The organism is Microbulbifer mangrovi (assembly GCF_002009015.1).
GTDB lineage: Bacteria > Pseudomonadota > Gammaproteobacteria > Pseudomonadales > Cellvibrionaceae > Microbulbifer > Microbulbifer mangrovi.
Window position 1 is genome coordinate 1 of sequence record NZ_LZDE01000319.1, and the last position, 13,069, is coordinate 13,069.

Below are 13,069 nucleotides of genomic sequence, written 5' to 3' on the forward strand. Positions count from 1 at the left end.
TTTACCGGCTCCACCGCCGTGGGTGGGCATATCCTAAAATGCGCGGCCGATAATCTGATCCCCTCCACCGTGGAGCTGGGCGGCAAGTCGCCGAATATCTATTTCGCGGATGTGATGCAGCAGGAAGAGGCCTATATCAGTAAGGCGGTGGAAGGTCTGGTGCTGGCCTTCTTCAACCAGGGCGAGGTGTGCACCTGCCCCTCCCGCGCACTGATCCAAGAATCCATCTATGACGAATTTATGCAGCGGGTGGTAGAGCGCACCAAATCGATCAAGCGCGGAAACCCGCTGGATATGGAAACCCAAGTCGGCGCCCAGGCGTCACTGGAACAGTTCGACCGCATCATGACCTATATCGAAGTCGGCCAGCGCGAAGGTGCCGAAGTGATTTTCGGCGGCGGCGCAGAACAGATGGAAGGCGAATTCCGCAAGGGTTATTACGTGCAGCCCACCCTGCTCAAGGGCCACAACCAGATGCGTATCTTTCAGGAAGAAATCTTCGGTCCGGTGGTGGGCGTAACCACCTTCAAGGACGAGGCGGAAGCACTGACAATCGCCAACGACACCGAGTACGGACTCGGCGCCGGCGTGTGGACCCGCGACATGAACCTCGCCTACCGCATGGGCCGCAATATTGAAGCCGGCCGCGTGTGGACCAACTGCTACCACCAGTATCCGGCCCACGCCGCGTTCGGAGGTTACAAGAAATCCGGTATCGGTCGCGAGACACACAAAAAAGCCCTGGAACACTACCAGCAGACCAAGAACCTGCTGGTGAGCTACGACGTCAATCCGCTGGGTTTCTTCTAACCCGGCAAAATCCCTCCTGTGAGAAGGAATTTTGGGGAGCATTGCTCCCCCTTTTTTTGGCGGTAAAGAATCATAGATTCAGGTAATTGAGGTCGTGGTGCGATCTCCTTCCCTACATGTTATAAACCGTGCCATAACAATGTATAAGGAAAGGGAATTCAATGAAGTCCGCACTATTGCTAGTCGCTTTGCTTTTAAGCACCCAAATCGCGCTTGCCAGTACGACCCGCACGGTCATCCACGAATCCGTCGATCTCACATTCGAGCAGCCGCTCGTCGTTACGATCGATTCCGACATCCCTCTGCATGTAGGCATGACCTCAAAGGAGTTTGACTGCGAGGAGACCTGTATCGGCATGGGCCGGCTACAGGAAAGTAGTACCCAGCCCGAGTGGATGACTCAGCACGGAATGATCACCCTGTTCGAACCCGTGGATGGCAAGATCGAAGTTGTTTTCCATTACCTCAAGCCCGGCAGCAAGCCCGTAACGATATATTCGGAGCATCAGGTATGCGATTCTGCTGCCTGCGCCCTATTCGAAAAGTACGGCATCCGCTATCCATACGACTTCGACCAGGTCGACTTTGATTGGAAGCGGGTTATTATCAAATCGATCGACAAACTCGAACATGCAGAAGACCAATCCTATACCCGCATCGCTGGTGAGACCGTATTCGGCACTCCATTCAATATCTTTTTGATCTCCTGGATGATCACACCCGACTCTGCATTCCGCTGCGGCCGTTTTATTGAACGCAACAGGGATAGTTATGAAAAGACAGGGAAAGGCTATTCATTCAGCGGCACCCTGGTCACCACATTAGCAAATGGTAAACAGACGCCCGTGATGGTGGATCCGGGATGTGGCAAGTGGGACTATGAAGAACAGAAAGAAAACTTTCTTTAACCCAAAGGGATCGCCCCGTTTTCGTTAACCCGGTACCACCGGTATCTGGACACAGATAGAAAGTGCACCATGACCACTTCCCCCTGACAGGGGGAAGCCCATTATCCGCAAGCCGCTCAAGCCGGAAGCGACCCACCGATAACTCCTTGCACTAACTCCCCCTTTTTTTGCCCGAGGCCCAGCAGATTGCCTTTGCCCCCTCGCTCTCCGCGCGCGCAGAACATGATCCACATCGCAAATAAACCAGATTTTTAGCCCAATCTGCCTCAAATCAAGAGATCAAATTGGTCGTGAAGCTATAGTACCCCGCCATTCTGGTTCGTCGTTCTCGTTCGCCATTGTTTCGCGCCAGAAGCTTCGAGCCCGATATGAATTTTTTGACCGGAAAATAGAATGCTCAAAAACCAAATGACGAAATTCTTCCTGGCATTCATCGTCGTCGCACTGGTTGGCTGCGGTGGCGGTGGAAGTTCCTCTGGCGACACGCCACCAGATGACACTACGCAAACCCCGGGTGACGGGGATGGCGGCACGACCGAAACGCCGGTCGCTGTCGAACTGCCCGAGGAGATCACCCTGTTTAATGGTGAAACACTCAACCTGACCAGCAACGTTAGCGGCGACGCGCCCCTGGTATTCGAGTGGCAGCAACTTTCCGGCCCCGAAGTCTCTTTCAGCGCGGCCGACGCGGCAGAAACAACGGTGTACTACCCGTCGTCGATGCAAACCGAGACCTACTCGTTCAGCCTGACAGCAAGTAACGACGAGTCCAGCGATAGCGATACGGTCGTCGTAACCATAAAAGATCGTATCCACGAAGCGGTAATAAGCGGTGATCCGACCCTGCTGCCATCCGCCGCCAGCGAGCTGGAACAGCGCATCCTCGACCGCATTGCGCAGCGGCAGCAGGCAGTTGCCGCGTTGCACGGTGATATCTTCGCGGACAGCCCCATCGACTTCGACCCCAGCAGGAATTCGCGCTCCTTCACCCTGGACAGCCTGAGCGGCACCTTCGAAGTCGTGACCGGCAACCAGGGCTATACCTTCGTCACCGCCACCGATAATACCGCCTACCGCACCGTAGCGATGGGTGACAATGTGATCGTGAAGCTCGATAGCGGCGATCACACAGCCTTTGCACAGCCGATGGCAAATCTCCTCGACTGGCTGCTGGCGCCACAAAGCGTGAGCCTGTCTGGCGGAGACGAAGTCACCGTCGCGCTGATGCAGATGAGCGCCGGCAACATGAATGCCACGGAGCGCTGGTTACAGGCACAGAACGCCAATGTCACTATTGCGCGCTGCGCGGTAGAGGCAGAATTGAGCGGCTGTGTTCGCGGTGCTAGCCTGATCATTACCGGGGCAACCGATACATCGATGGCCGAGGATTCGGTTACCGCCGCGCTGGATCAGGCCGTGGATAACCAGCAATCCCTGCTGTACGTCCACACCAACAGCTGGAACTCCACCGCACTGACCAACCCCATCCTGCGCTACTTCGATGTGCAGACACAAAGCCCCGGTAGCGCGGGCAATTACTTCTCTATTGATGCCGCCAACTGGGCCTCCGCGGAAGCCATGCGTGCGAGTCACTCCACACTGACCAAGGTGGCCAGCCTGGTTGAACGCTTCAAGAACAACAGCTTTGGCTTTCAGATTTCCCAGTGTGCGGATGAGGACAGCAACTGCAGTAATGTACCGGCCTACGCCAGCGAGTTCCGCGAGATCACAACGAACCTGAAAGGCATACCCAGGCGTTTCGACCAATTGGCTCAGAATGTTTTCAGCATCGATGGCCAATACCGTATCGAAAAGCTGCTGATCCTGCTCGCCGACAAATACCGGGCAGCAGTGGCATTCCCCATGTGGAAAGACACCACCCCCACGGTGGACTTTTTGACGAGCTACTATGCCGATGCCCTGGTGTATACGACGCGCCAGTACAACCCGGTCGCGGCCGACCTGGGCAACTTCAGCCGTACCGATTTCAGCCATATCACCCCGGCGAACAAAACGGTGAGCATCACCAGCCGCCGCGCTTTCCGCGCGGCGGGCGTCTATGCCCTGCCCGGGCAGACCTTCAAAGTGACGCGGACCGACAACAACAGCGGCGTCGATGCCACCGTGTTTATCAACACCCAGCGCAGCGGCTCTACCCGGCATATGTACCCCAGCGCCAACGGCCCCACCTGGGGCTACACCCGGCCCATATTCCTGCAATCCAACCAGATGCCGATCAAGGCCGGCGAAACACTGGAACTGACCTCTCCCTACGGCGGGCCAGTACAGATCGGCTTTTCCGACAAAGGCACCAACATGACCTTTGCCTTTGAACAGGTCGGCCAGCATCCGTTCTGGCGTACCGGTGACGACGATGCCGCCTTCGCCGCTGCCCTGGCAACGGACCAGTACGACTGGGCCGAGATATCCACCGAGTACTTTGAAATCCACTCCCTCTCGGAACGCCTAGCGAGAACCCTGTCGAAAGACAGCCGCTGGGACACGCCGAGCGAGATGGAAACCTACATCACCAAGTACCACCACAATTACTTCCGGGTGTTGACGGGCGTTACCGGTGAAGACATCGATGTGGTGCCGGAGATCCACGACTTCGCCACCGGCAATGGCTTCGAGATGGCGGTCTGGGATCGGGTCCATCACGGCAATATGGATCAATCCACCTGCGGCGCCGGCTGCTCCGGCAACCCCTATGATGCCACCTGGGACTTTTCCATCCTCGGTCACGGCGACCTGCATGAAGTTGGCCACACGGTGGAAAGGGGACGCTTCAAGTTCACCGGCTTTGAGGGGCACGCCACCACCAACTTCTACTCTTACTACGCCAAATCCCGCGCGCAGGACGAAGACGGCATTGCCGCAAGCTGCCAGAATCTGCCGTTTGGCGACATCAATGCCGACCTGCAGGCCAGCCAGAGCGAAGCCGACCCCGGGGCCTATATGGCATCACTCGGTTATAGCGGCTGGAACTACGGTGTGGCGCTGGTGATTGAAATGATGATGCACGCCGAAGAACAAGGGGCGCTCGATGACGGCTGGAACCTGATTCCGCGGCTGCATATTCTTGAGCGCGCATTCAACGCCGCAAAAGGCAACGATACCGACTGGACCGCAGGCAGGGATGCAATGGGCTTCTCCGGTTACACCCGTGAACAGGCCAATAACATGAATAACAACGACTGGCTGCTGATTGCCGCCAGCAAGGTAACCGGCCTGGACTACCGCCCCTACTTTGACCTGATCGGCCAGGGTTACAGTGCGGAAGCCGGAGCGCAGGTAGCCGGCGTGGGCTACCCGGCGGTGGAGAGCGCCTTCTATGTACCGGCAACCAGCAACGCCTATTGCGACGCGCTGGCTGGGCACGACAAGCAGGCCTACTAAGCCGTCGCCGATGATGCGGCTAACATCGGGGGGAGCGCGGGCTTACACTAGCCCGCCGCCCCCCCCAGCACGCCCTTCCGGCAACGGATCCAGTCTCCAATTAGCCGTTTTAAACACCTGGTAGCCGTGTATTTGACTGGACGTTTTCTACAAACCTTCAATCTTGCATGCTATAACTCCAGCCTTCACCTGTGGATTACCCATTCCTGATTCGGTCCCAGCCCAGGATTTCCACAGGTTGCTTCTGACAATCGCACAGTAAATAACAGCACTAAAAAAGCGAGAATTCGATGAAAAAGTCCCTGCCTGTCTTTATCGGCATGGCTGTACTGCAGGGGTGTACGGCCATACTGCCCCCAAACACACCGAGCGAATTTGCCAAAAAAATCAGCGATTCCACGTTCGGCAATGTCTACACCGCAACCACGCCCCTCTCGTATCAGGACTCCGTGGGCAACCTGGTGGCCAATATGGATGCCTGTGTCCAGGGCGTGATTCAGGGTTCCACTATTCGCTCGCAGAGCATCGTGATCGGGGCAGGCTCTGGGGTGTGGCACTACGCGGTGACCGCGGCCAGCGATAACCTCACCCAGTTCACGCTGCGCAGAGAAGTCATGGGATTGACCGGCCCCCAGCACGAGGGCGGCAATATCGTGGCGGTGATCAACGTCGAGCCGCAAGAGGATAGCGGCGTATCGATAACCGGGATCTCCCCCTGGGGCTCCGCCTGGTTAATGGAGCCGATCATGGCCTGGGGCAAAGGCGAGAATCCCGGGTGTCCAATTGGCTAAGGATTAGTAATACAAGGGCGCAAAACAACCATCATTTTTTGTTATGCGCCCTGGGCGAGCACTAGGGGCAGTCAGTACAGAAAGACCCTTCAAGTGTGCCGGTAACGCCGCCAAACCAGTTATCGCCCTCTCCGGTAGAGCTGTTGTATTCAAGCACGGTACCGCTCGACGTACTTGTAAGCTCCCCTTTCGCCCCCGTATATTCCCCCGTGCCGCCTACCACCTTGTATTCAACGGTGAGCTGAAAGCTGCCGGGAATCTCTGCCAAATCCCCGATCTCCGGATCAATATTGAAAGTAAAACAACCCATTCCCGCTGATGTGAATTGATCGCCTGGTACAGCCTTCAGGAATAACTGCCCTTTCTTGAAGGTTAAAACCACATTGGATTTTTTGACATAGAAAGCTAATAACTCCGTCAGAGGATCTTCATTAAAATCGGAACAACCCTCGCCACCAAGATTAAAGTCCGTCACGGTATGGCTCTGAAACTCTCCGAAACGTTTCTTGACTTCGCCGGTTGCCGTGGTGGAAAGCGTTTTGTCAGTCGGCTGAAATTTAAAGAAGGAGGTAATAAATGAGCCGGCGAACTCGCCGTCCTGAATATCAAACACCTCTGCCTTTGTTGTGCCAGCAAAAAGAAAGCTGGCAGCCAACGCGACACTACTCAGCATACGGATCCGTGTTCCAGTGAATGTTTTCATCCTTAACTTACTCATTGGTTAACCCCATATTCTCGCGCCACAGAATTCGCTGCCGGACCGGGGAAAGATTGATGGAATCCCCCGCAGAGCCAGTCTGCACGGGGCAAAGGAAGAATAGACAGGCGTACAAGAACCGCCGATTAAATGGCGGCAATAGAAACCAGACAAAACAGAATCGTGTGCTGCGTTACGCAACGGGAATAAGAAACAACAGAGGGGCAATGGCCCGGCATGCTGCCGGGCCATGTTAAACGCCACATATGAGGGGGGCTAGCTCGCTACGCGAGTTCTCTACGCCAGGTCGCCAATCTAATTTTCTATTCTGGCGACCTCGCTCGCATCCACCACAATCACCTCGCCCAGGCCCAGCTCCTGCAGCGGATCAAGCTGCGTGGCGCGGTCGCCCACCACCAGCCAGATCATGGTACCGGGGAGCATGTACTCGGTAGCGATCTTCTGCACTTTGTCCACAGTCATGCCCTTGGCAATGGCTTCGCGCTCGCGCACGTAGTCCGCGGGCCAGCCGTAGGTGCTCATGTTTTCCAGCAGGCCGAGCTTGGCGCCGGCGGTCTCGAACGCGCGCGCGTTGCTGCGCACCAGGTAGGAGCGCGAGGTCTCCAGGTCCTGCTCGGTGTAGGTGGGCGCGTAGTCCTTGAGGATATCGTTGATCAGCTGCACCGAATCCGCGGTGACATTGGCGCGCACGCCGGTGCCGATGGAAAACTCACCGCCGGTCCTGTCCGCAGAGATCCGCGAGCGGATACCGTAGGTGTAGCCCTTGCCCTCGCGCAGCTGCTGGGTCAGGCGCGAGGCAAAGCCGCCACCGCCGAGGATATAGTTGGTAAATATCGCCGGGTAGTAGTCGTCCGACAGGGCGGACATGGCCGGACGACCGATGCGCAGTACCGACTGCTTGGCATCCGGCACATCGATAAAATAGATACCCGGCTTTGCTGGCTCGGATTTCGGGTCGGGCACGCTGACCGATTTTGCCGGCCATTGTTTGGCCAGCCCCCTGGCCGCCTGCAGGAAGTCCGCCTGCGGGATATCCCCCACCACATGCACGCGCGTTAGCGACGGCGACAGGTAGTCTTGGTAATACGCCTTGAGGTCATCCATGGTGATGGCGGCGACGGATTGCTCGGTGCCGAGGCCGCTGTAGCCGCGCACACTGTCCTTGCCGTGCAGCAGGCGTGCGAAGTTTTTGCCGGCGATGGCATTGGGCTCGGCGGCGGCGCGCTTGATCTGGCTGGTGACACTCTTCTTCGCCAGCACCAGCTCTTTTTCATCCCAGCGCGGTTCCAGCAGCATTTCCTGCAACAGCGCGAATACCTTGTCGAAGTTGCGCGCCAGGGTGGTCACATTGAAGCGGAACGTATCCTGCGCGGCAGCCACACTGATGCTGGCACCGAGTTTCTGGATCGCGGTTTCCAGCTCTTCCGGGGTGCGGTTTTTGGTTCCGCGCTCCATCAGCATGGCGGTGAGGTTCGACACGCCGGTCTTGTCGATACTCTCCTGCAGCATGCCGCCGTCGATCACCAGGCTGAAGGTCACAACCGGCACTTCGCTGTTTTCGATACCGTAGACCTTAATCCCGTTTGCCAGCTTGTCCTGCCACACATCCGGCACCGCGGTTTGCGCCGGGTCGCCATAGGCAGGCTCCTTGGCGCGGTCAAAGCGTGACGGAGTCTTCTCGTACGCCGCGCTGGCGGAGGCATCGAACTGCGCTTCCGCGCCGTCCACGATTTTCTCTTCGACCACGTGCGCGGCCGTGGAGCCGGACAGCGCCAGCGCCTTTTCACCGCGGGGTACAAAGCTGGTGGCCACGTACGGCTTGCCCTTGATGTACTTGTCGTACACCCGCTGCACATCCTCCGCGGTGACCGCCAGCAGCCGCTCGATATCCTTGGTCACATAGCCCGGATCATCCGCGTAGATCTGGTACTGGGCCAGCTGGAAGCCCTTGCCCAGCACACTGGAAAGGCTGTTATAGAACGACACTTCCTGGCCCGCCTTGATGCGCTCCAGGTCTTCCTCGGCGATGCCCTCTTTTTCAAACAGCGCAAAGCCCTTTTCGATACCCGCAAAAACCGCATCCAGCTTGCCACCGGTAAATGCCTGTACCTCGAGCTGCACCTGCCCCGCCAGCTCCGATTCATACGCGCCCATGGCCACATGCGCGGTCAGCTGCTCGTCTTCCACCAGCACCCGGTACAGGGGCGCGCGCTTGCCAACCGACAGGTACTCCGTCAGCACCGCCAACGGGTAGCTGTCTGCGCTGTAGCGCGGCACCGTGGGCCAGGCCATGCTCAGCTGGGGCTGGCGGGCGAAGTTGTCTTCGTAATAGAGCCGCTTGGTTTCTTTCAACATGACCGGCTGCTTGGGCGCGCGCTCAATAGTCTCCCCCGCCGGGATCTCCCCGAAATATTTCTTCACCAGCGACTTGGCCTGCGCCGGATCAAAATCTCCGGCCACTACCAAGGTCACGTTATTGGGCACATACCACCGGCGGAAGAAGCTTTTCACATCCTCCAGGGTGGCATTGTCCAGGTCCTCCAGCGAGCCGATCACCTGCCAGCTGTAGGGGTGCCCCTCCGGGTAGAGATTGCGATCGATCACATACTGGGAATGGCCGTAGGGGCGGTTATCCACACTCTGGCGCTTCTCGTTCTTCACCACCTGTTTCTCTTTCGCCAGCACCGGATCGGTCACCGTATTGATAAACCAGCCCAGCTTGTCCGCCTCCGCCCACAGCATCTTCTCCAGCGCATCCTTGGGCACCGTCTGGTAGTAATTGGTGACATCGCGGGAAGTAGAACCATTGGCCCCGGAACCGCCAATACGCGCACTCATCGCATCCAGCCCACCCTTGCCCAGGTTCTCAGACTCCAGGAACAGCAGGTGCTCGAACAGATGGGCAAAGCCGGTGCGGCCCTCTTTCTCACGCGCGGAACCCACGTGGGCGGTAAGCGATACCGCCACTACCGGATCGGAGCGGTCGATGTGGAACAGGACGTTGAGGCCGTTATCCAGCTGGAACTGCTCGTACTCAATGGAGAAGTCGGGTTTGGCTTCACCCTGAGCAGGGGCCTCTGACGCCACCTCTGTTTGCGGCTTCGGCTCGGACTGGGTACTGGAGCGGTCGCAGCCGAACAGGCCGAGGGCCGGGATGGATATTGCGGTCAGCAGCGCCAGGGAGGCGGTAAGGTTGCGGGGCATGGGGCGATCCTTTGCATTGTTATGCAGAGGAAGATAGCAGGAGTGGTGGGGTTGGGCGACTAGGGGCATGAGAGGAGTTAATAGATGAAGGAGTCTATGCCTTACGGACTATCAAGCTCAAAGCGTCAAACTTGTCATATGAAACAGTCATAGGAGTAACGCACATAAAAAAGACGTCACTCTACAAAGTTTTTGCCGAGGAAAAAGCTCCTGACTAAACATCGCCCCACGGAATGTTAGTGAGCGCACACAAACCCCATAATATAAAGCATCCCCCACTTCCAACTCTGACTTTACATGGTATAACCCTCTTTGACATGATTCATAAAATTAAGAGCTTATTGTAACGGCAGATTCTCCCCTCAGCGCTAAACGCCGAATAACCAAAAAATTAATTCGAATTAACTTAAAGTTAAAATCTTCAAATATGGATAACGACAATTTATTTATTGAGCAGGCGGAATATATCTCCCCGGAAAACTTCGTTGAATGGTCAAGTGACCATCCTAACGAAGCAGTTATACTCAAGAAGCTGACACAAGCAGGAGCAAAGCTTTTGACCGGCCCGCGTGGCTGCGGAAAGACAACGTTGATGCTCAAAGCTTACAATAGCTTATGCAAAAAAAGCTCCAGTGGCGCTTTCCCAATATATGTTAACTTCAAGTCATCGCTTAGACTTGAACCCATATATAGAAGTAAAGCAAACGGAGGGTTTTGGTTTTCTCAGTGGATGTATTTAAAAATTTACGAAGGAATCTATAAAAGTCTTAATGACTTAAAAATAAATGAAAAAACTCCATTAAGAATAACGCTAGATTATGCGAAGAAAGTCATAAGCCAACTTGAGCTAGGCGAATTAGATAAAATCGATAAAGAACACATCGACTTATCCACATATGACCTAGAAGAAAACATTAACCAAGCAATGATGTTAGCAGGTAAGTCAAGAGCTGTATTACTGCTAGATGATGCTGCGCACGCTTTCTCCCCCGACCAGCAACGAGACTTCTTTGAGTTCTTTCGAAAAATAAAAAGCAGAAGCTTATCTCCTAAGGCCGCCATCTATCCAGGAGTAACTAACTTTTCACCGACATTCAATATTGGCCACGACGCAGAAGAAGTTAACGCGTGGCTTAATCCGGAAGATGAGCACTACTTTACATTTATGACTTCTATGCTTTCGAGAAGACTGCCCAAAGATGTAATCGATAAAATCTCAAATGAAAGCTCACTTTTAAAAATCATGTGTTATGCGTCTTTTGGGATTCCCAGAACCCTACTAAACATGGTTAGGAATGTATATATAGAAGAAACAGTAGAAGGGAATTCAACGTACAAAATAAAATTCACAAGAAAAAATGTATTAAGCCAAGTAAAGCTTAGCAACAAAAGTGCGTTCGACATTTATTCTTCCCTAAAACAAAAGCTCCCAACCTATAAGAGCTATGTTGAGGAGGGTGGAGCGGTTTTCAGTAGAATAGTTGACCTAATTAAAACCTACAATAAAGACAAAAGCGTCGAACGTAAGAGCATAACAATAGCTATAAAAAAGGAATTAAGCTCAGACTTGAAAAAAATTCTTGGCTTCTACCAATACGCTGGACTAGCCAGCCACAAGGGACAAATTAGCCGTGGGGAAAAAGGAGTTTTTGAGCTTTACATAATAAACTTAGCAGCACTAATTGAAAACAATGCCCTGATTACAACCAAGTCGTTCAAAACTGACGATATCGCCACTGCGCTAGACTCTAGAAATGCACATGAATTTACACGAACGCAGAGCGAAAACATTCTCCCAGAGAAGGAAGGGGGATTAAAATTAAGCATGCCACCCTGCCAAAATTGCGGCACAGAACGCAGTAGTGAAGAAGCCCGCTTTTGCTCAAACTGTGGAGCACCACTCAAAGCATCTTCGATTTACGAGACACTTATAAGCAAAGATATTGAAGTACTCCCTCTGACAGAATCTAGAGTGCAAACAATAAAGTGCAATTCGAGCATAAAATATATTCGCGACATCTTGCATGACATTGGCCACACAGAACTACGCTCTGTTCCGCAAGTTGGAACCTACTGGGCCTCAAGAATTTACGGTCTAGCCGAGGAGTATATTTCCTAATGCAGAATTGGAAACAAACCGTAAGTGCAAATGCCTCAACTGCAAGAATTAGCGACATCACAAAATACGTTAAAGTTAACCCAACAAACCCTTCACCTATTGACCGGTTTTACGAAGAAAGGAATGCACTCCTGAGCGCAGTCACCCCAGACTACGCCCTCGAAAACCCAACCGTAACACCACTGGTGCTGGTAGGGTTAATATCCTCGACCGAGAACTATTTTCGTGAAATCATCTCTGGAATTATTTCCATTTGCCCAAAAGCAAAGGAAAAAAGTGCAAGTAAATCGCTAAATTTAGCCACAGCATGGTTTGGTTACGGAGCGCTTGAAAAAGGGGCTTTTGAGAACACATCTTTTTCAGATCCAGATACAGTAAAAAAGGACCTTAAGAACATTGTTGGGTATGACGTTTCAAATGGAAATCAAATTCTTGACCCATTGCTTGAATTCGGAAAATTGTGCGAACTTCGCCACGCCATAGTTCACAGCGCAGGACTTTTAGCAGGGAAAAATGCTATTAAATTACAACTTCCAAACTCTAAAAACCCCGTGAAAATATCTGTAGCTTACTCCGGACTCCAAGAGTCGGCTGAAATATGCACCTCCCTCGTGTGCTCATCAAATTTAGAGCTATTTACACACATCTCTAAGCGGTGGCTCCATGAATGGCCAAAAACACCTGCATATAGAGAGCAAAACCAAAACGAAATTTTTAAACGCGTTTGGAAACTATTCTATTCTGAGTTTGACGCCGAGAATGGCCTAATTCAAAATCCAATCTCTCACATTAAGGCTAGAAACTTAATAATTAGACAACGAGCGCAATAATAAAACAAAGCAGTCAAGCTAACTTTCCCGAGCAAGGTGTGATATCCAGGTTGCGCTGGCTTGACAGGTGTATGAGAAATACGGCCGGTTTATCGCGCGTCACCCGGGCAGCGTGCGCGGATACAAATCGCTGCTGATCAGCTATTCACGAGAGCGGAACGGCTTGGTGCTGCTGACCAATGCGGCAAAGGCGCCGAGGTTTGATATTGCCAATAGGTTGACGCAAACCTTACGGGATACCGGTATCTGGCGTTAATTCCTGCCTGACGGTTTCTTCACCGCGCCGCACT

General features: G+C 53.8%; 8 protein-coding genes. 6 read left to right on the forward strand and 2 right to left on the reverse strand.

Features of this window, described 5'->3' with window-relative positions; genetic code table 11:
* The 4 genes from B4U49_RS11480 to B4U49_RS11495 form a co-directional block, all read left to right on the forward strand.
* Nucleotides 1–810 (forward strand): aldehyde dehydrogenase family protein (locus B4U49_RS11480; RefSeq protein WP_143735634.1); only part of this gene is annotated, 810 nt, incomplete at its 5' end.
* A gap of 161 nt (nucleotides 811–971) precedes the next feature.
* Nucleotides 972–1,718 (forward strand): hypothetical protein, encoded by a 747-nt coding sequence (locus tag B4U49_RS11485; RefSeq protein WP_078084740.1) that lies wholly within the window; start codon nucleotides 972–974, stop codon nucleotides 1,716–1,718.
* Nucleotides 1,719–2,111: 393 nt separating this feature from the next.
* Entirely contained in the window at nucleotides 2,112–5,117 is a 3,006-nt protein-coding gene (locus tag B4U49_RS11490) for an ImpA family metalloprotease (protein ID WP_078084741.1), read from the forward strand.
* 290 nt (nucleotides 5,118–5,407) lie between these two features.
* Entirely contained in the window at nucleotides 5,408–5,908 is a 501-nt protein-coding gene (locus tag B4U49_RS11495; protein ID WP_078084742.1) for a hypothetical protein, read from the forward strand.
* A gap of 61 nt (nucleotides 5,909–5,969) precedes the next feature.
* Here the strand turns inward: B4U49_RS11495 and B4U49_RS11500 are convergent, their stop codons facing one another.
* Nucleotides 5,970–6,581 (reverse strand): hypothetical protein, encoded by a 612-nt coding sequence (locus B4U49_RS11500; protein ID WP_078084743.1) that lies wholly within the window; start codon nucleotides 6,579–6,581, stop codon nucleotides 5,970–5,972.
* 339 nt (nucleotides 6,582–6,920) lie between these two features.
* The gene (locus B4U49_RS11505; protein WP_078084744.1) at nucleotides 6,921–9,830 is read right to left on the reverse strand and encodes a M16 family metallopeptidase; all 2,910 of its coding nucleotides are present in this window, start codon (nucleotides 9,828–9,830) and stop codon (nucleotides 6,921–6,923) included.
* Between the two features lie 427 nt (nucleotides 9,831–10,257).
* Between B4U49_RS11505 and B4U49_RS11510 the strand changes: the two genes are divergently transcribed.
* Together B4U49_RS11510 and B4U49_RS11515 are read left to right on the forward strand one after the other, a co-directional pair.
* Nucleotides 10,258–11,949, forward strand: coding sequence for a zinc-ribbon domain-containing protein (locus B4U49_RS11510; RefSeq protein ID WP_078084745.1), 1,692 nt, complete (start codon nucleotides 10,258–10,260; stop codon nucleotides 11,947–11,949).
* Nucleotides 11,949–12,779 (forward strand): hypothetical protein, encoded by an 831-nt coding sequence (locus B4U49_RS11515; protein ID WP_078084746.1) that lies wholly within the window; start codon nucleotides 11,949–11,951, stop codon nucleotides 12,777–12,779. The genes B4U49_RS11510 and B4U49_RS11515 overlap by 1 nt, the downstream gene beginning before the upstream one ends.
* Nucleotides 12,780–13,069: the final 290 nt, after the last annotated feature.